Origin of the sequence: Afipia broomeae ATCC 49717, assembly GCF_000314675.2 — a bacterium.
In the GTDB taxonomy this organism is placed as follows: Bacteria; Pseudomonadota; Alphaproteobacteria; order Rhizobiales; family Xanthobacteraceae; genus Afipia; species Afipia broomeae.
In genome coordinates this window covers 989568-1007381 of sequence record NZ_KB375283.1, presented here as the reverse complement: position 1 = coordinate 1007381, position 17814 = coordinate 989568, and the positions used below count along the sequence as shown (strand labels likewise).

Sequence of the window (17814 nt, the reverse complement as noted above, 5' to 3'; positions counted from 1 at the left end):
AAACATGACGACCACATTCGAAACCCTCTCGGTTGGCGACAGCATCGACGGCCCGAAGTTCTCGGTCTCGCGCGAATCCATCCGCCTGTTCTGCGATGCATCGCTCGACTACAACCCGCTGCATCTCGACGACAACTACATGAAGGGCGATTTCGGCAAGACCAATTTCGGCGGCATCATCATGCACGGCATGAACAATTTCGGGCTGATCACCCGTATGCTGACCGACTGGGCCTATCCCGCGGGCGCCATTCATCGCCGTCTGGAAACGCGCTGGGTCAAGCCGGTGAAGCCGGGCGATACCATCCAGCCGGAAGGCATCATCAAGGCGAAGCAGACCACCAAGAACTCGCGCTTCGTGCTGATCGACGTGCTGGTGAAGAACCAGAACGGCGACAAGGTCGCTGTCGGCGAGGCGATGGTCGAATTCCCGCGCGCAGCCGCAGCAGCCTGACCGGGAGTTGAAGCGCGATGTCGATCGCGATCATAGGCGCGGGAGTTGGCGGACTGACGGCGGCGTTGTCTTTGCACGCCGCCGGCCAGGGCGACATTCTCCTGCTGGAAGCAGCGCGTGAAATTCGCGACGTGGGCGTCGGCATCAACCTGCCGCCGCACGCCGTCCGTGAATTGAGCGAACTGGGCCTTGGCGATGCGCTCGCGAAAGTGGGCGTGCCGACCAAGGAGCTGGCTTACTACGATCCCAGAGGCCAGTTGATCTGGGCCGAGCCGCGCGGGTTAGACGCCGGTTACAAATGGCCGCAATACTCCATTCATCGGGGCACGCTGCAACGGCTGCTCGTCGATGCCGTGCACGAACGGCTGGGTGCGTCCACGATCCGCGTCGCGCAGCGGGTGACGGGCCTCAGCGCCACGGGCAACAAGGCCGTCATTGCAGCGACCGATCTGATCGAGGATCGTCCGGTGTCCTATACGGCCGATGTCGCGATCTGCGCTGACGGCATCCGCTCGCCGTCGCGCGACAGTCTTTATGGCGCGGTCACGCCGCTCGCATCGAACGGCTGGGTCATGTACCGCGGCGTCACCAAGGCCGGGCCGTTTCTTTCCGGACGCTCAATGGTGATTATCGGCGATGAGACCCAGCGCGTGGTGGTCTATCCGATCGCGGATGGCGTCATCAACTGGCTGCTGGTTCGACCGAAAGATACGACGCGCGCCGAGACCGAACTCGGCAACTGGAATCTGCCGGTGCCGACCAGTGTCATTGCGGAGTTTGTAAAAGACTACCGCTTCGATTGGCTGGATGTGCATCATCTGGTGTCGTCGTCATCGGAATCCTACGAGTATCCGATGGCGGACATCGATCCGTTGCCGCGCTGGATTTTCGGGCGATGCGCGCTGCTCGGCGACGCTGCCCACGCGATGTATCCGTTCGGCTCCAACGGTGCGTCGCAGGCGATACTTGATGCGCGGGTGCTGGCTTATGAGCTGGCGACCGCTGCGACCACCGATGACGCATTGCGCGCTTATGACGCGCAGCGCCGGCCGGTTGCGAGCGAAGTACAGCTCGCAAATCGGCGGCAGGCAGGTGATGTGATGGCGCGCGTGAGCGCGCTGGCGCGCAGCGGCGCGCATGGCGATGCGAAAGCCGAGTTGCAGGATGTCGAACGCCGCTACAAGCAGCTTGCGGGTTTCGATGTCGATGCACTGAACACCCGGAAATCGTGGAGCGTTTCTGACGTTTCGCGATAACCGACAGATCAAGAACCGGAAACAATCCGGAACAGGAGGGAGACGTAAATGCGGTATTTGGATGTGATGCGCTCTGCATTGGTTGCAGTGGGCTTGATGGCTGCGACATCGCAGATCGCGATAGCTCAGGATGCTTATCCGACCCGGCCGATCAGATTGTTGGTCGGCTTCGCGGCTGGCGGCGCGACCGACACCACATTCCGCAAGCTTGCCGAACTCGCTGCAAAGGATCTCGGACAGCCGATCATTGTTGAAAACCGGCCGGGCGCAGGTGCAACGCTGGCCCCGTCGACGATGGCCAAAACAGAAGCGCCCGACGGTTACACCATCGCGGCGGCGACTGCGGGATTGCTGCGTTACCCTTACATGCAGAAAGTTGACTGGGATCCGATCAAGGATTTCACCTGGATCGCGGGTCTTGGCGGCTACACCTTCGTGCTCGCGGTCAACACCGACTCGCCGCTCAAGACACCTGCCGATTTTTTCGCTTACGCAAAGAAGAATCCCGACGTTCTCACGGTCGCAACCGCAGGCGCCGGCACCACCATGCATCTGCTCGCGGAAGCGCTGGCCGGAATGGCGGACGTGAAGATCACCCATGTCGGATACAAGGGCAGCAGCGAAGCCGTGACCGCGGTTCTCGGCGGTCACACCATGTCGACGGTCGATGCCATCGGCACCATTCTGCCTTATGCCGAATCGGGCAAGATGCGCGTGCTGCTGTCGTTCGATCCGCAGCCGGTGGCGTCACTGCCCGGCGTGCCGACAGCCAAGAGCCTCGGCTACGATCTGGTTTACCCTGCGCCGTATGGACTGGTCGGACCGAAGGGAATGCCGGCCGCCGTCGTTGAGCGGCTGTACAAGGCCTTCAAGGCCGCGGCCGACAGCGACGAATACAAGAAGCTGCTGGTGACCCTGGGTCAGACGGAGTGGCAGAAGCCGCCCGGCGAATATCAGCAGTGGGCCGGCGAATTTTATCTCTCCGAACGCTCGCTGGTTGAGCGCGCCAAGTTGCTGCGTCAGCCCTGAACGGTTGGATCGAACCCACTGGCGAGGACCATGCTCGCCATACAAACTCAAGTCAGGTTGAAATCATGAAGTCACTATTTGCCGCGATCTGCTCCGTGTTCCTGCTGGTCACCACGCCCGGCAGCGCCAGCGAGCAGTTTCCCGTCAACAATGTGAAGATCATCGTGCCGTTCCCGGCCGGCGGCACCACCGACATTCTGGCGCGCTTTGTCGCCCAGTATCTCGGCGAGAAGCTCGGCGTCACGACCATTGTGGAGAATCGCGCCGGCGCTTCGGGCATCATCGGCTCCGAAGTGGTGGCGAAGTCGCCGAACGATGGCAGCGTGTTGCTGCTGACCGCGACGCATCACGTCATCAACCCGAGCCTCTACAAGCAGCTGCCGTTCGATCCGCGCAAGGAGTTTTCTCCGGTCGCTCTGGTGGCGAGCGCGCCGAACGCCCTCGTTGTCACGGCGAACTTCCCCGCCAAGAACGTCGCCGAACTGATCGCGATGGCCAAGAAGGAGCCCGGCAAGTATTCGTTCGGCTCCGCCGGCATCGGCGGCGCCAATCATCTGTCGGGCGAACTGTTCAAGCAGATGGCCGGCGTCGACATCGTGCATGTTCCCTACAAGGGCGCGGCGCCTGCGATGAACGACCTGATTGGCGGACATATTCCGATCATGTTCGACACGCTGCCGACGGTGCTGCCCGCAGCGTCCGGTGGCACCATCCGCGTACTTGCAGTGACCAGCAAGGAGCGCGTCGCTTCGCTGCCCGACGTGCCGACCCTGGATGAGGCCGGTGTGAAGGGTTTCGAGGCGACCGCGTGGTTCGGCCTTTATATGCCGGCCGCGAATGGCAACCCCGCCTACACCAAGCTGGTTGCGGCCATGAAGGAGATCCTCGCCTCGCCCGCCACGCGCGAGAAGTTTGCCGGACAGGGCGTCGAGCCCGGAAAGCTTTCCGGCCCGGATTTCACGAAGTTTGTGGATGCCGAGATGGACAAGTGGGCGAACGTCGTGAAGACCGCGAACGTGCCGCAGCAATAGCAGCCGGTCTCAAGGATTGCAGAAAGCCCGCTCCGGATTGTCCGGGGCGGGCTTTTGATTGGCTGGACCGGAGACGCGCCGCGCCTAGTGGGTCGGGGTGCCGTCAGGACCGTGCGTCGTGATGGTCTGGCCCGCGGTGGCCGCGGCCTTCATCACATACGGACTTGGTCCGACAACATCGGTCGCAAGTCCGAGCTTCTCGAACAGGCGAATGGTCAGCCAGGTGGTGTCGAACTCCCACCACTTGTGGCCGTGACGCGCCGAACGCGGATCGGCGTGGTGATTGTTGTGCCAGCCTTCGCCGTGCGCAAGGAGACCGATGACCATATTGTTCCGGCTGTCTTCGTCGGTCTGGTAGTTCCGGTAGCCCCACAGATGGGTGATGGAGTTCACCGCCCAGGTCTGGTGCCAGACGAACACCGTGCGCACGAACACACCCCAGATCAGGATGCTCAGCCCGAACTGCAACGCCTGCATCGCAGTCCCGCCCATCGCCAGCTCAGCGAGAAAGCCGAGGCCGAAAAACACCAGCCATTGAATGAGGATGATCTTGAGCTGAAGCCAGTTGCGCTCGAGCGCGACATAGAAGGGATCGCGCAGGATGTCCTTGGCGTAGCGCTCGTAGATTCCGAGGCGGTTGAGCTCGGGATTCTTGATGATCAGCCAGCCGATGTGCCCCCACAGGAAGTTCACCAGCGGGCTGTGCGGATCCGGCTGTTCGTCGGCGTGCTGATGATGACGGCGATGCACAGCGACCCAACGGGCCGGCGTATCCTCCACACAGCAAATGGCGATGACCACGAGCACATGCTCGAACCATTTCGGACAGCGGAAGCCGCGATGGGTCAGCAGACGGTGATAGCCGATATTGATGCCGAGCAATCCGCTCAGGCGGGCAGCAATGACGGCCACGATCACCCCGGTCCAACTGAAATACCAGGGGATGAAGGCGAGCAGCGCGACCAGATGGTAAAACAGGATGGGGAGGGCGGCCCCCCATTCAATGCGGTTGAGATTGACCCCGGCGGGCAGCGGCAGACGGCCGGACAATCCGGGCTCCGCGGTGCCGGGGAGGGGGACGGCTTTCGCGGCCGCCGGACGATTGTTAGTCATTTCAGCGGTCAAAGGGTCCAAAACTGCCTTCCGGGTGGGGCCAAGGCCGTGTTTAACGCATGCGCCGCCGAAGATGAAGGACGGGGGACGCGAACGGTTCTAGATGTTTGATTAGAGAGACATTTGGGCCGGGAAAAGTCCGAAACCGGGTTCCGTTCGGGGCAATTTGACCCGGTTGCAGGGGGCTGAATTTGCCTGATCGGATTGACATTTGTGCCACCGATGGCATAGAAACCGCCCTGTCCCGCGCGGCCTGGCCTGCGGGATATGCCCATCAACCAACGGTTTCATACTCGGCCTGCAACGCGGCCTTCCAGAGAGCATTGTCCCATGAAGGTCCGTAATTCGCTGAAGTCCCTGCGCGGCCGTAACCGCAACAACCGTCTGGTCCGCCGCAAGGGCCGGGTTTATGTCATCAACAAGGTTCAGCGCCGCTTCAAGGCGCGCCAGGGCTGATTCGCCGCCCGATTGTTCGATGATGTCGCCAGCCGCCAGCGGCTGGCAGGTCTAGCCCAGAACTTCCCCCATATCACAGCCGTTTGACGCCGCTGGTGCTTTGCACGCGGCGCTTTCCGCGTTTAGACTTTCCGTCATGGCATCCAAGACGGAATGGACCACGGCTGTCCTGAAACTCGCGATCGTCGCTCTGACGCTCGTGGCGTTCGCTGCGACCCCCGCCGCGGCACAGGCTCCGCAAATCACCCCGCCAGGCAAGCAGAAGAAACTGCCGCAGCCGCCCGCCAAGCTCCCGCGCGTGATCGGCGACAAGGCCAAGAATCTCGATTTTCTGTTCGGCGCGCTGAAGGCCGCGCCGGATCAGGAGAGCGCCAAGGCCGTCGAAGCCCGAATCTGGGCGGTATGGACCGCGACGCCGAGCGATACGGCGGCGCTCTTGATGGCGCGGGCCAAGCTTGCGCTGGACAGCAAGGATACCGATGTGGCGCTGAAACTGCTCGATGCGGTCATCAAGCTGCGCCCCGATTACATCGAGGCCTGGAACCGGCGCGCGACGATCTATTACCTTCAGAACGACTACAGCCGCTCGATGGAAGATATCCGGCAGGTGCTGATCCGCGAACCGCGCCACTTTGGCGCCCTGGCGGGTCTCGGCATGATCATGCAGGAGACCGGCGACGAAAAGCACGCGCTGGACGCCTTCCGCAAGGCGCTTGCCATCAACCCGTACCTTGAACGTGTCCCCGATCTCGTGAAGACCCTGTCCGAGAAGGTTGAAGGCCGCGATATTTAACCAGTCATTTATTGTATTCTGACCGGCATACCGGCCGGTTTGTTTTGACGTGAAACCTATTCATCGGTCGTTCGTATTTCCCGCCGTGAAGAAAATTCCCCGGATTCTTTCCATGATTGTTCTGGCGGCTGTGGTCACGCTGGCGGTGCTGGCGCTGGTCACACAGGCCGGCGTTCTTGTGCTCGAACGCACCTATCCGGCGCAGGGCAAGTTTGTGGACGTCAAGGGAGCGCGGCTTCATGTCGTCGAACTGGGCCCGACTTACGCGCCCGGTCTGCCGATCGTCCTCATTCACGGCGCGAGTTCGAGCTTGCAAACCATGCGCCAGCCGCTCGGCGAGCGGCTGGCGAAAGATCATCGCGTCCTCCTGATCGACCGGCCGGGCCACGGCTGGAGCACGCGCGACCGCACCGAGGATTCGACGCCCGCGATTCAGGCCCGGATGATCGACGAGGCGCTGGGCAAGCTCGGTGTCGATCAGGCCATTTTCGTCGGTCATTCGTGGGCCGGCGCGATGATGCCGGCGCTGGCGATGCAATATTCCAAGCGGGTCGCGGCCATCATGATGCTGTCGCCGGTGGCGTATCCCTGGCCGGGTGGGGTCGGACGGTTCAACAGGATCGCGACCATTCCGGTGATCGGCCCGCTGCTCGCCTATACGATCACGCTGCCGCTGGGCATGTTTCTCGTTGATGGCGGAACGCGTTATGTCTTCGCGCCACAGACGATGCCCGACGGCTATATCGATGCGACCGCGGTGCGCATGGTGTTGCGGCCGCAGGTCTTTCTCGACAATGCTCGGGATCTCACGACGCTGAAGGCGGAAGTGGCGAAGCAGTCACCGAATTATCCGTCGATCCGGGTTCCGGTGACGATCATCGCTGGCGACGCCGACAAGACGGTTTCGACCGATATTCATTCCCGCCCCTTTGCGGAGGCTGTGCCGCAGACGAAACTCGTGGTGTTGCCGAATGGCGGCCACATGCCGCAGGTTTATGCAACAGACCTGATCGTGGCGGAGATCGAGGCGATATCCGCAAAAGCGCAGGCGGTCTCGGCCACCGCGCGCAGGTCTGATTGATTCGCTCGGACTGCCGTCACTGACACGCCCACGGGGCAGATTGCCACGCAACTGCAAGCAATTTTGGTGGCGACGGACCCGCGCACGTTGATTTTTGATCCCGCCATTGCTAGTTCGGCGTCTTTCGCAGCGGCGCGTGCCGCATTTCTCAATTTTGATTTTGATTGGAGATTTCCGTGAAAGCTTCGTCATTGAGTTTTTTCGCCGCTGTCATCGCGGTTCTCATCGGCATGTCCTGGGGCATCGTCATGGCGATGTCGCAGGACCATTCCTCCATGCCCGCGCACGCTCACCTCAACCTGCTGGGCTGGGTGTCGTTGTTTCTGTTCGGGATTTTCTATCGCCTTCATCCGGCGCTGGAAGTTTCGCGTATCGCGCTGGCGCAGGTCTGGATCTGGATCGTCGGCACGATCGCCTTGACCGTGGGTGTTGCCATGCTGCACGCGGGCAACAAGGCCGGTGAGCCTTATGCAGGCATCGGATCGCTTGTCCTGCTCGGCGATATGCTGCTGTTCGGCTGGCTGGTGGTTCGGAACGAACTCCGCACGGCCGCCACGCCGCGATAGATCGTTCGCTCGGCTCGCACGCGCAACATGCACGTGCATCGGAGGAGAAGTTTCTCTTTTGATCACGATGCGCTGAACATCATACTGCTGCCATCGATCGATGATCGAGTGTCGTCGTTATACGCGTCCTTTTCTCGCTCCAGCAGAATGAAGGTCGGACATGACAACCTCATCGAACAATGACAATGCTTTCAGCAAAGTCGCGGAAACGATTCCGTTTCCCGATCTCGCGCGCGTCAGCGAGATGAACGGAACCATGCTGAACGAAATCGCGAAGTTCAACGCCCAGGTCAGCACCAACATGCAGTCGGTCGGCAAGGAATGGTCCGAGTTTGTCGGGATGAGGCTCCGCGAGGATGCCCAGTTATTCCGCTCGATCCACGATTGCCGCTCGTTGCAGGATCTGCAGCAGGTGTACGCGCAGTTCTGGCAAACCGCATTCACCCAGTACGGTGAAGAAGCCCAGCGTATGATGAAGCTGACGCAGGGGACTGTCGAGGATGCGACCCGCAACGCGCGGGAACTCCGCGATACGGTCATTCATACCGACAAGGCTGCCTGACTCCGGCATTCGCCGGGTGCCACGGAGGTAGTGCCCGGCCGCATGCCGGCGCAACAGAATTTTTGCTCGTCGCCGATCGTGCTTTGCTCACAACGGAATTGTTGTGGTCTCGAATGGTCATTCAACCTGGCGATGCGTCTCTACGGTCCTCAGTCGGACGCGTTGACTGGAAAATGGAATCCCCCCGTGACATGGGTCAGGAGACGGCGGGCCAGTCAGCGAAGTAGAGCCGAACTGGCGTCAGATGTCGGCTTCGCGGTCGGGGCCGACATAGGCGATACGCACCATGTTGGTCGTGCCCGGCGTGCCGAGCGGGACGCCCGCAACGATGATCACGCGCTGGCCGGCTTTCGCAAACCCGTCACGGAACGCGATGCTTCCCGCGCGGTCGATCATGTCGTCCTGATCGTGCGCGTCTTCCGCGATCACGCAATGCACGCCCCACACCAGCGACAGTTTGCGCCCGGTATTGACGCTCGGCGTGATGGCGACCACTGGCGGCCTCGGCCGCTCGCGCGCAACACGCAGCGCGGTGGAGCCTGAACTGGTCCAGCAGATGATGGCGGAGAGATCGAGCGTCTCGGCGATCTGGCGCGCTGCATCGGCGATGGCGTCGCCTGCGGTCGCTTCAGGATCGGGCCGCTGCGCAGCGATGACGCCGCGATAGGTCGGGTCGCGTTCGCATTCCTCGCCGATGCGGTTCATGGTCAGCACCGCCTCGACCGGGAATTTGCCCGCGGCGGATTCCGCCGACAGCATGATGGCATCCGCGCCTTCGAATACGGCGTTGGCGACGTCCGAGACTTCGGCACGCGTCGGCACCGGCGACGTGATCATCGATTCGAGCATCTGTGTCGCGATCACCACCGGCTTGCCGGCGCGCCGCGCCATGCGCGTCATCTGCTTCTGGAGTCCGGGCACGCGTTCGGCCGGCAATTCGACGCCAAGGTCGCCGCGCGCAACCATCAGCGCGTCGGAGGCCTCCATGATTTCGGCGAGACGGTCGATCGCCTGCGGCTTCTCGATCTTCGACATGATCGAGGCGCGGCCGCGCACCAGCTTCTTGGCCTCAATCACGTCCTCGGCGCGCTGCACGAACGACAGTGCAACCCAGTCGATGCCGGTTTCCAGCGCAGCCTCCAGGTCGGCGCGATCCTTCGGTGTCATTGCGGACACCGGCAGATCGGTGTCGGGCAGGCTGACGCCCTTGCGGTCCGACATTTTTCCGCCGGTCACCACGCGCACGAGGGCGTGGTCAGGCGAGGTCTCCTCCGCGATCAGGCGAAGCTTGCCGTCGTCGATCAGAAGAGCATGGCCCGGCCGCAACGCTTTCAGAATTTCAGGATGGGGAAGATGGACACGGGTCTTGTTGCCCGGCGCCGGATCGGCATCGAGGGTGAACATCGCGCCGTTGTTGAGTTCGACAAAGCCGTTCTCGAAATTGCCCAGCCGCAGCTTCGGCCCCTGAAGATCGACCAGAATGCCGATCGGGCGGCCGTAACTGCCTTCCACGCTGCGGATCGTCGCCACAAGCTCACGCATCTTGTCGTGCGGGGTGTGGCTCATATTGATGCGGAACACGTCCGCGCCGGCCTCGAACAGCTTGCGGATGGAGGCGCTGTCCGACGATGCCGGTCCAAGCGTGGCGAGAATTTTAATGCGTCGCAGACGTCTCATTTAGGATTTCCAGGAGCTGCACCGGGAAGTGCGCCGGGTTGTGCAGCCCCCGGCGCATTCGGCATGCCGGGAAGGCCTGGCGAGCGCGGGTTCTGTTCGTTGGATTCGGTCAGTTGCACGGTCCATGCGCGCTGGTCGCCGGTATCGACCTCGAAGTAGCCGGTGCGGTCGAAACCGCGCGCCAGGCAGTCTTCCGTGCCTTTGATGGTGAATTCCTTGTCGCGCGAACACATGAAGGCTTGCCCCGACCACTCTCCGCCGCGGTCATAGTCGATGGCGTAGATATAATAGTAACGTGCGACAAGCGTTCCACGCAGGAGGGTTTCGCAGGCCCGGGACGACACGTTCCACCAGCCCTCGGTGACCCAGCCTTCGTTGTCCTTGTAGCCAAGTGCGATGCCGACCCGGCTCGACGTGTTGTTGCAGAGCCGGAAATCCGCGGCTGCGGGCGCGCTCCACGCACACAGCCCGATCAGCGCGACAAGCCCCGTGAGGGCGGCGGTGATCGTGCGGGAAAGCGTCATGCGGCGGGAGATTGTGGCTGTCATACCAGGTACTATCAACCGTTCGTTGATTTCGCGTAACACATTGACCATGATCGGCAAAAAGCTGAGATTTCATGTCCGGTCAGGTCCCGTCACTATAAGGGGGCTTGGCGGTTTCGCCAAACCGTGCGCAAGCATTAATAGGCCACTTGCCGCGTTGCGATGTGGGCTGGTTTGGTTTTTTCCGCCATATGGAAAATCACCGGATACGGTCCCATGTTAGAAGCCCTTATGGGACGGCTCATACGACGGATGAAATGGCGGAAAAATGACCATGGCCATGGATGACAAGACCCGGACGGAGTTGGAAGCAGCGGTTTTCCGACGGCTGGTCGAGCATCTGCGCGGACGGACCGACGTGCAGAATATCGACCTGATGAACCTTGCGGGCTTCTGCCGCAATTGCCTGTCGAACTGGCTGAAGGAGGCCGCCGACGCGAAGGGCGTGGCGCTGAGCAAGGACGACAGCCGCGAGGCGGTCTATGGCATGCCGTACGAGACCTGGAAGGCGACCTATCAGACCGACGCGACGCCGGAGCAGCAGGCGGCGCTGAAGAAGAGCCACGCCGGTCACTGAAACACGCAAGCGAAATCGGCGCGCCGGCGCCGGCTTTTCTTTCTTCTGTGGGTCACTGTGGATGACCGCGACTCCGCCTTGACGGGGCAGCCCCCACTCTTGAGTGTGACCCGCCAATGACGTGCCTCCGCGCACGCTTCCCTAAAGCCTCATATCGAGTTCAGGAGTATCTCCGATGGCCATGCCTGCCGAGAAAGACAACGACGACACCGCGCACAGCTTCGCGAAGGGGCAGCTCAAGGCCATCATCGAGCGCATCGAGCGTCTCGAGGAAGAGAAGAAGACCATCAGCGACGACATCAAGGACGTCTATGGCGAGGCCAAGGGCAACGGTTTCGACGTCAAGGCGCTGCGCACCATCATCCGCATGCGCAAGCAGGATGCCGACGAGCGTCAGGAACAGGAAACGATCCTGGAGACGTATATGCAGGCGCTGGGGATGCTGTGAGGCATTCACACACTGTCTGTCATGCGCGGGCTTGACCCGCGCATCCATCCAAGGATTTTGAGAGAAGAAGAGGGATTGCCGGGTCATAGGCGAGCGAAGCGACGCCGTTCTTCGAACGGCTATTGCCCGGCAATGACGGTTTACCGCAGCGAGGCGGTGCGCATTGCAAACGACGTGGTCGACAGCGTCGCCGTCGCCGGGCCGGTGAACTTCTCGCAGACGATGCCCATCTGCGGATCTTCCGAGAACGTCATCGCTACTGCGGTGTTCGGTTTGACGAAGTGAACGCGCATCACGGTCATGTCCTGATCGCCGAGCGACGAGACTGACAGCGACGTGCTGGCGCTGGGCGCGAGGATCATCGCGCGCATCCAGATGTCGTTGGTCTGGGAGGCCTGCTTGATCCGCGCCGAGGTTGCGATCGGGCCCTGGCGGGTTTTCCCGATCGCCGCATCGTTGGCCTTGATCTCCGCGCCGGACATCGGATTGGGAGCGAGCGCCGCGACGCGCGAGTTGCTGCGCGGAACGGGCGCGCTGGCGGCGACGATCTGGGCGCGGTCGAGCGGAGCATTGGCCGGCGCATAGGCGAGCGCCTGCGAGACGTTCTGCGGCAGGCTTGCAGTGAACTGCGGATCGGCGGCGACGACAGCGCCGCGGGCCTTGAGGGCTGCGATCTGCGCCTGCGCTGCTGCAGGCTTCGGCGCCGGCTCGTTATCCCAGAAACCGCGGGCGTTGATGATGTCGATGGGTGATTGCGGGGCGTATTCGTCGGTAGGAACTGGTTTAAGCGTAGGTTGGGCTTTCGCGAGGGCGACGGCCTTGGGTTCGGCCGAAGCGACCTGATAGGACGCTGCGCCTGCGGGTTTCGCGCGCGGCAGCGGCACGCGTTCGAGAACCTTCTCGGCGGCGGTGACGGTGGCTTGTGCGGCGTCCTTGGCCTTGTCGGCTGCGGCCATCGCCACCTGCGTGACCTTGCCCTGTGTCACAGCGTCGTTGCCGGCTTCTTCCTCGTCATCCGCGGTCTTGCGGCCGAACAGCGAGGCCAGGAAAGTCTTCGACTTCGACGGCGCGGCGACATCCTCGCCATTGCCGCGGCGCTGAATGTCGGCCAGTGCGAGCTCATAGCCCTTCAGCGGCTTGCCGTCGGTCGGCACATGCACGGTGCGGCCATCGGGGAAGACGCGCGCGAGCTGGTCGTGGGTCATGCGCGGCCAGTGGCGGATGCTGCCGACATCGAGATGCACGAACGGCGATCCGGAGGTGGGGTAGAAACCGACGCCGCCGCGTTGCAGGCGAAGTCCGGCGTAGCGGATCTGTTCGAGGGGCACGCCGGGGATGAAGAAATCCATCGCGTGGCCCTGCATGTGCTGGCTGTGACGCGCCACGCCCGAGGAGCGGCGGCGGAGCATGGCGTTGGTGGCGGGCGAGCGATAGGCGGAGATGATCTGGATCGGCTGCTTGCCGTCGACGTCGCGGTAGACTTCCCAGACGATGTCGAACAGACGGCGGTCCATCGTGGTCTGGTCCTGGCTGCGCCAGTCGCGGAGGAAGTAGTTCAGTTTCTTTAGCGCGGCTTCGTCGTAGCGGCCGCTGCGCTTGAAGGTGACCGTGAGGTCTTCCCCGGAATGGGTGTGGTGGAAGGAGAGGGTGCGGGTGTCGCCGTCGGCGGTGGCGTTGTGGACGGAGCGGGCGTTGGTCGCGACCAGCAGCAGCGAGGCGAGGCCGACGCGCACCGAGGTGCGCGAAAGCCATTCAAAGCCAATGCTGCGTGGAAAACCGCCCGCCACTCAGAATCCCGTCAGCCGTCAGTCTGTTAGGTGATCCCCCGCTACCCCACGCAACGGGAGAGGATGAACATAGTCCTAAGGCAGGAGGGTTAATCGATATTTACCAATCCCTGCCTGAGGCCTCTCAGTCAGCTTCCCAAGTCTCGTCTGCCCAAGTCTTTAGTTGCCCAAGTCTTTAGCGATCCCAAGTCTTAATCAGTCTTGCCCAAGTCTGTCACAGGCCCGTGAAGGCCAGTATGCCGCTGCGAGTATGGCAAAAAAGGGCCGGTAGGCCGATCCGGGGCGGAATGCTTTGTGGGCGATGGTTAACAAAAAGGGCCCCGCGGTTGGCGGAGCCCTGGAACTTGTAAAACCGGGTAAAATGGACCCGTTTTCGGCCGAATCCGTCGCTTAGCGAACCACGCGGCGCTGGCCGCGGACCGGCGCCGGCGGGGTCGGCGCTCCAAACAGGCGTTCGAAGAAGCCCATGCCGCTGTTGCTGGCGAAGCTGTCGCCGGGAACCCGGACGTTGGTCGGGCGGACATAGTTCGGCTGGGCGTGGGAGACGGCCATTTCCATCTCCTTGCCCTCGCTGCCCTTGAGCAGCGAAATTACCCGGGCGTCGCGGCCGTAGATGTCCTTGCGGAACTCGAGCTTGCCTGCGTCGTCAACGAACGCCGTCTGATAGGTGATATTGACCGGGATTGGCGTCGGGAAGTTGATGTTGAGTTCGCTGCGGCCGTACAGGGCTTTGATCTTTTCCGGCGTGTAGCCTTCCTTCGGCAGCGCGATGCTCAGCAGATTCGCCGCGTACTGATCCGGATTCTGCACGCGCATGCAGCCGTGGCTGAAGGCGCGCTCCTCCTTGGCGAACAGGTGCTTGTCCGGCGTGTCGTGCTGATAGACGAGGAACTTGTTCGGGAAGTTGAAGCGGATGCGGCCGAGCGCGTTGGCCTCGCCCGGCGGCTGCGAGATGCGGACGCTGCCGTCGGCGGCGCGCGCGAGCTTGAGTCCCATGCGGTCGAGCACGGTCGGGTCCTGCGCGAGCGCGGGCAGGTACTCGTTGTAGATGATCGACGGCGGCACGTTCCACGTCGGGTTGACGGTGATGAACTTCATCGTCTCCGTCAGTTCAGGGGTAGCGTGCTTGCCCGGCTTGCCGACGACCACGCGCGTGGTCCAGACCTGCTTGCCGTTGTGCATCAGCTTCAGCGTGTAATCAGGAATATTGAGGATCACGTAGGCATCGCCGAGCTGCTTCGCGCCGAGCTCACGCGGCAGCCAGCGCCAGCGTTCCATGTTGGCGCGCACGATGTCGATCTTGCGGTCGTTCTTCGGGCCGTTCATGGCGCGGACGGTGGCGTTATCGAGCACGCCCGTCGCCTTCAGATCGTTGTTCGACTGGAACTTGCGAACCGCGTCCGCAACCGCCGCATCGTAGCGCTTGTCGTCGGAGTTTTCGGTGACGTGAAGCTTCGCGCGCAGCGCCGGCACGCGCTCGTCTTCCATCACGACGGGGTTCGCGTTCTTCTTCGTCGGCTTGACGAACTTCAGCGTGTCGCCTTCGGCGATGTGCTTGGAGGTGTCTTCGGTGATGCCGCGCAGTTCGGCGAGCTTCGCCTTCAGGCCCTTGTAGCCCTTGTGCGGCGGGTTATAGCCCTCGAGCGCTGCCGAGGCGTCCTTTGCGGTCGAGACGTTGATCAGAACCTCGACCGGATCGACCGGATGTTCGGGATAGGAAATATCCGCGCTGACGCGCGAGAAGTGCATGCGGCCGCTCTGGGCGTGGCGCGCGTAGTCGAGCATGCTTTCGGTCAGACGCAGTTCGGCTTCGGCCTGTGCATCGGGCGTGGTCGCGGCAGCGAAATCCGGTGTCGGATAATCAGCAGGATTGAGGCCCTCGCTGCCCGCGTCCTTGAGACGCGTGATCACGCTCTTGGCGCGCGCGGTGGCTGCGCCGCCTTCGCTCCAGAGCGGCGCGTAGTTGCGATCCTTGTAGAAATTCTCGACGGCGGTGCGCTCGTTCTTGCGGTCGAAGTAGCGCGCGCCCTTGGTCGCGATCAGGTCGCGCAGCTTATCGGCGACCGGCTGATCGGCGGCGGCAACAGCGGGAGCGGCTTTGGCGGGCTCAACGGCCGGCGCTGCTGCTGCGGCTGCCGGCGGCGTGGTGGCTGGCGGCGTTGCGGTCGGCGCTGTCGCAGCGGGAGGAACGGTTGCGGTGGTGACAGGAGCCGCAGCCGGTGCTGCAGCTTCGTCCTTCTTCGGAGCCGTTGCGGCAGGCGCGGCTGCTGCGGCGTCGGGCTTGAAGTCGCTCGCGGTTGGCGGCGGTACGTTGGCAGGTTCGGGAAGCGGAACGGCAGCGTCGATGGCGAGATCTGCGGGGCTCTTTGCCGGACCCGACTGAGCCATGGCGCTGGTCGCGGCCATGGTGAGGAAGGTGGCTGCAACAGCCATCAGGACCCGGTCGAAGCCTGTCGGGCCCTTGCGGTGGCCGGTCGAAAAGTCATGCATTCTCGCACCCCTTGGACGACACTGCCCCGGCATGGAACAGCTCATGTTGGTTTCCGTCAGTACCTGTTGCAAAAGCGCCGGCTTGATCGGACTTTGCTACGCAATCCCGCATTGAAAACACTGCGAAACGGTACACGCGCCAGCTTGACGCGGCCAGTCGCCGCCGGATCAACTCGAAGTCAACTCCAGAGAAATGACTTCAATTCGGCATTTCTTGCAACGATTTGCGCGCATTGCCGCGCGCTTTTCCTCCGTCTGTCACCGGACCGCAACGGTTCAATGAGAGAAGCGAAAAAGCCGTGGATTCGTTCCATGGGGCGGTGATTCGCGCGTCAGCGCGTGGGGTCGATAGGTTCCCTGCCGGAGGCCGCAGCCTCGTCGATTTTCCGGTACAGCGTCGAGCGGCCGATCTTCAGCCGCCGCGCAACCTCGGACATTTGTCCGCGATAATGGGCGATGGCGAAGCGGATGGTCTCAGCTTCCATATCGTCAAGCGGCCGGACCTCGCCGTCTTCACCGAGCATGGCCAGGGTGCCATACGCCGGCGCAAATTTGTGGGGCACAGGGGCAGGGGCAATTGGTATCTCGGCACCGGAAACCATATCCGTCGGCGAGGAGGGCGGGCTGTCCAAAATCACCGGTTCGGCGTCGGGCGAAACCGGGAACATTCCGCCGGTCTGGGGAAAGTCATCCGGTCCGAGCTGGCCGCCGTCGCCCATCACGATCGCTCGGTAAACCGCGTTTTCGAGCTGACGGACATTGCCCGGCCACGGCATCTGTCCGAGCAGCGCCATGGCTTCGCCGCTGACGCCGGTGACCGGCCGGTTCTCTTCGGCGGCGATGCGCGCCATGAAGTGACGGACCAGATGCGGGATGTCCTCGCGGCGCGTCCGCAACGGCGGAATCGTCAGCGGCAGCACATGCAGCCGGTAAAACAGGTCTTCGCGGAAGGCGCCGGCCTTCACCTGATTGAGCAGATTGCGGTTGGTCGCCGATACGATCCGCACATCGACCTTCACCGGCTTGCGCCCGCCAACGGCTTCGACCTCGCCCTGCTGCAAGGCGCGCAGCAGTTTCACCTGCGCGGCCAGCGGCAGCTCGCTGATCTCGTCGAGGAACAGTGTGCCGCCATTGGCTTCAACGAATTTGCCGGCATGGCGCTCGGTGGCGCCGGTGAACGCGCCCTTCTCGTGGCCGAACAGCAGCGACTCCACCAGATTGTCCGGGATCGCGCCGCAGTTCACCGTGATGAAAGGCTTGGCGCTGCGCTCGGAGGAGCCGTGGATAGCGCGTGCAATCAGTTCCTTGCCGACGCCGGATTCGCCTTCAATCAGCACCGGAATCGTGGACCCGGCGGCCTTCTTGCCCATCGCGATGACGTGATTCATCGTTTCGGATCGGGTGACGATGTCGGCGAAAGTGAGCTTGCCTTCGCGGCGATGTCGGATGCGCTGAAGTTCGCCCTTCAGTGCGCTGGCGTTGAGCGCATTGCGCAGCGACACCTGCAGACGTTCGATGCCGACCGGTTTCACCACGAAATCGTGCGCACCGGCGCGCATCGCCGACACCACGTTGTCGATGCCGCCGTGCGCGGTCTGCACGATCACCGGCAGATCGAGGCCGATATCGCGAATCTTGGCCAGCACGCCCATGCCGTCGAGGCCGGGCATGACGAGATCGAGCACCAGGGCATCGACGGGTTTGGTGTCGGGATCGATCAGATGGGCGAGGGCGGCATCACCGCTGTCCACTGTCACGGCGTCGTAACCGCAGCGCTGCACCATATTCTCGACGAGGCGCCGCTGTACGGCATCGTCGTCGGCGATCAGGATGGTGGCAACCATGGCATTCCCCGCAACTCTGGACTATCTCAACAACATGTCTCGAATCGGGGCACTCTGGCCGATGCCGATTAACGACCTCTTAAGAGTTGGCTTTGTCCACAACCG

Annotated in this window: 17 protein-coding genes; 11 read left to right on the top strand and 6 right to left on the bottom strand. The window is 62.6% G+C overall.

Features of this window, described 5'->3' with window-relative positions:
- The first annotated feature begins 4 nt into the window (after positions 1–4).
- The 4 genes from HMPREF9695_RS17295 (at position 5) to HMPREF9695_RS17280 (ending at position 3770) form a co-directional block, all read left to right on the top strand.
- Positions 5–454, top strand: a complete 450-nt coding sequence (locus tag HMPREF9695_RS17295) for a MaoC family dehydratase (protein ID WP_006022178.1) — start codon at positions 5–7, stop codon at positions 452–454.
- A gap of 17 nt (positions 455–471) precedes the next feature.
- Entirely contained in the window at positions 472–1710 is a 1239-nt protein-coding gene (locus tag HMPREF9695_RS17290) for an FAD-dependent monooxygenase (RefSeq protein ID WP_006022177.1), read from the top strand.
- Positions 1711–1758: 48 nt separating this feature from the next.
- Positions 1759–2739, top strand: a complete 981-nt coding sequence (locus tag HMPREF9695_RS17285) for a tripartite tricarboxylate transporter substrate binding protein (protein WP_006022176.1) — start codon at positions 1759–1761, stop codon at positions 2737–2739.
- A 65-nt stretch (positions 2740–2804) separates the two neighbouring features.
- Positions 2805–3770: a tripartite tricarboxylate transporter substrate binding protein gene (locus HMPREF9695_RS17280; RefSeq protein ID WP_006022174.1), complete on the top strand. Its 966-nt coding sequence runs from the start codon at positions 2805–2807 to the stop codon at positions 3768–3770.
- Between the two features lie 84 nt (positions 3771–3854).
- Here the strand turns inward: HMPREF9695_RS17280 and HMPREF9695_RS17275 are convergent, their stop codons facing one another.
- Positions 3855–4883 (bottom strand): acyl-CoA desaturase, encoded by a 1029-nt coding sequence (locus tag HMPREF9695_RS17275; RefSeq protein WP_041712617.1) that lies wholly within the window; start codon positions 4881–4883, stop codon positions 3855–3857.
- 330 nt (positions 4884–5213) lie between these two features.
- Here HMPREF9695_RS17275 and ykgO point away from each other — a divergent pair, with 330 nt between their 5' ends.
- The 5 genes from ykgO to HMPREF9695_RS17250 all read left to right on the top strand — a co-directional run bounded on the left by ykgO (position 5214) and on the right by HMPREF9695_RS17250 (position 8341).
- Positions 5214–5339 carry a type B 50S ribosomal protein L36 gene (gene ykgO / locus HMPREF9695_RS17270; protein WP_002713372.1) on the top strand — a complete coding sequence of 42 codons (126 nt, stop codon included), beginning with the start codon at positions 5214–5216 and terminating at the stop codon, positions 5337–5339.
- A gap of 136 nt (positions 5340–5475) precedes the next feature.
- Positions 5476–6132 carry a tetratricopeptide repeat protein gene (locus tag HMPREF9695_RS17265; RefSeq protein ID WP_006022172.1) on the top strand — a complete coding sequence of 219 codons (657 nt, stop codon included), beginning with the start codon at positions 5476–5478 and terminating at the stop codon, positions 6130–6132.
- A 112-nt stretch (positions 6133–6244) separates the two neighbouring features.
- Positions 6245–7213 (top strand): alpha/beta fold hydrolase, encoded by a 969-nt coding sequence (locus HMPREF9695_RS17260; protein WP_006022171.1) that lies wholly within the window; start codon positions 6245–6247, stop codon positions 7211–7213.
- A gap of 176 nt (positions 7214–7389) precedes the next feature.
- Positions 7390–7779, top strand: coding sequence for a hypothetical protein (locus HMPREF9695_RS17255; protein ID WP_006022170.1), 390 nt, complete (start codon positions 7390–7392; stop codon positions 7777–7779).
- Positions 7780–7939: 160 nt separating this feature from the next.
- Positions 7940–8341 (top strand): phasin family protein, encoded by a 402-nt coding sequence (locus tag HMPREF9695_RS17250; protein ID WP_006022169.1) that lies wholly within the window; start codon positions 7940–7942, stop codon positions 8339–8341.
- Between the two features lie 240 nt (positions 8342–8581).
- Here the strand turns inward: HMPREF9695_RS17250 and pyk are convergent, their stop codons facing one another.
- Both pyk and HMPREF9695_RS17240 read right to left on the bottom strand, forming a co-directional pair.
- Positions 8582–10018, bottom strand: a complete 1437-nt coding sequence (gene pyk, locus HMPREF9695_RS17245; protein ID WP_006022168.1) for a pyruvate kinase — start codon at positions 10016–10018, stop codon at positions 8582–8584.
- Positions 10015–10566: a DUF1036 domain-containing protein gene (locus HMPREF9695_RS17240; RefSeq protein WP_041712611.1), complete on the bottom strand. Its 552-nt coding sequence runs from the start codon at positions 10564–10566 to the stop codon at positions 10015–10017. The genes pyk and HMPREF9695_RS17240 overlap by 4 nt, the downstream gene beginning before the upstream one ends.
- Positions 10567–10837: 271 nt before the next feature.
- On the opposite strand from HMPREF9695_RS17240, the gene HMPREF9695_RS17235 reads away from it, so the two are divergent.
- Positions 10838–11140 carry a DUF1244 domain-containing protein gene (locus HMPREF9695_RS17235; protein WP_006022166.1) on the top strand — a complete coding sequence of 101 codons (303 nt, stop codon included), beginning with the start codon at positions 10838–10840 and terminating at the stop codon, positions 11138–11140.
- 175 nt (positions 11141–11315) lie between these two features.
- The gene (locus tag HMPREF9695_RS17230; protein WP_006022165.1) at positions 11316–11588 is read left to right on the top strand and encodes a DUF2312 domain-containing protein; all 273 of its coding nucleotides are present in this window, start codon (positions 11316–11318) and stop codon (positions 11586–11588) included.
- Positions 11589–11728: 140 nt separating this feature from the next.
- Here the strand turns inward: HMPREF9695_RS17230 and mepK are convergent, their stop codons facing one another.
- The 3 genes from mepK to HMPREF9695_RS17215 form a co-directional block, all read right to left on the bottom strand.
- A complete protein-coding gene (gene mepK / locus HMPREF9695_RS17225) occupies positions 11729–13375 on the bottom strand; it encodes a peptidoglycan L,D-endopeptidase MepK (protein WP_006022164.1) in 1647 nt (548 codons plus the stop codon).
- 390 nt (positions 13376–13765) lie between these two features.
- Positions 13766–15865 (bottom strand): L,D-transpeptidase family protein, encoded by a 2100-nt coding sequence (locus HMPREF9695_RS17220; RefSeq protein ID WP_006022163.1) that lies wholly within the window; start codon positions 15863–15865, stop codon positions 13766–13768.
- 332 nt (positions 15866–16197) lie between these two features.
- On the bottom strand, positions 16198–17709 hold the full coding sequence (locus tag HMPREF9695_RS17215) for a sigma-54-dependent transcriptional regulator (RefSeq protein ID WP_006022162.1): 1512 nt from the start codon (positions 17707–17709) through the stop codon (positions 16198–16200).
- Positions 17710–17814: the final 105 nt, after the last annotated feature.

Bases quoted from the DNA above. Each gene is read 5' to 3' on its own strand.
- HMPREF9695_RS17295 (WP_006022178.1), top strand. From the start codon at position 5: ATGACGACCACATTCGAAACCCTCTCGGTTGGCGACAGCATCGACGGC.
- HMPREF9695_RS17290 (WP_006022177.1), top strand. From the start codon at position 472: ATGTCGATCGCGATCATAGGCGCGGGAGTTGGCGGACTGACGGCGGCG.
- HMPREF9695_RS17285 (WP_006022176.1), top strand. From the start codon at position 1,759: ATGCGGTATTTGGATGTGATGCGCTCTGCATTGGTTGCAGTGGGCTTG.
- HMPREF9695_RS17280 (WP_006022174.1), top strand. From the start codon at position 2,805: ATGAAGTCACTATTTGCCGCGATCTGCTCCGTGTTCCTGCTGGTCACC.
- HMPREF9695_RS17275 (WP_041712617.1), bottom strand. From the start codon at position 4,883: ATGACTAACAATCGTCCGGCGGCCGCGAAAGCCGTCCCCCTCCCCGGC.
- ykgO (WP_002713372.1), top strand. From the start codon at position 5,214: ATGAAGGTCCGTAATTCGCTGAAGTCCCTGCGCGGCCGTAACCGCAAC.
- HMPREF9695_RS17265 (WP_006022172.1), top strand. From the start codon at position 5,476: ATGGCATCCAAGACGGAATGGACCACGGCTGTCCTGAAACTCGCGATC.
- HMPREF9695_RS17260 (WP_006022171.1), top strand. From the start codon at position 6,245: ATGATTGTTCTGGCGGCTGTGGTCACGCTGGCGGTGCTGGCGCTGGTC.
- HMPREF9695_RS17250 (WP_006022169.1), top strand. From the start codon at position 7,940: ATGACAACCTCATCGAACAATGACAATGCTTTCAGCAAAGTCGCGGAA.
- pyk (WP_006022168.1), bottom strand. From the start codon at position 10,018: ATGAGACGTCTGCGACGCATTAAAATTCTCGCCACGCTTGGACCGGCA.
- HMPREF9695_RS17240 (WP_041712611.1), bottom strand. From the start codon at position 10,566: ATGACAGCCACAATCTCCCGCCGCATGACGCTTTCCCGCACGATCACC.
- HMPREF9695_RS17235 (WP_006022166.1), top strand. From the start codon at position 10,838: ATGGCCATGGATGACAAGACCCGGACGGAGTTGGAAGCAGCGGTTTTC.
- HMPREF9695_RS17230 (WP_006022165.1), top strand. From the start codon at position 11,316: ATGGCCATGCCTGCCGAGAAAGACAACGACGACACCGCGCACAGCTTC.
- HMPREF9695_RS17220 (WP_006022163.1), bottom strand. From the start codon at position 15,865: ATGCATGACTTTTCGACCGGCCACCGCAAGGGCCCGACAGGCTTCGAC.
- HMPREF9695_RS17215 (WP_006022162.1), bottom strand. From the start codon at position 17,709: ATGGTTGCCACCATCCTGATCGCCGACGACGATGCCGTACAGCGGCGC.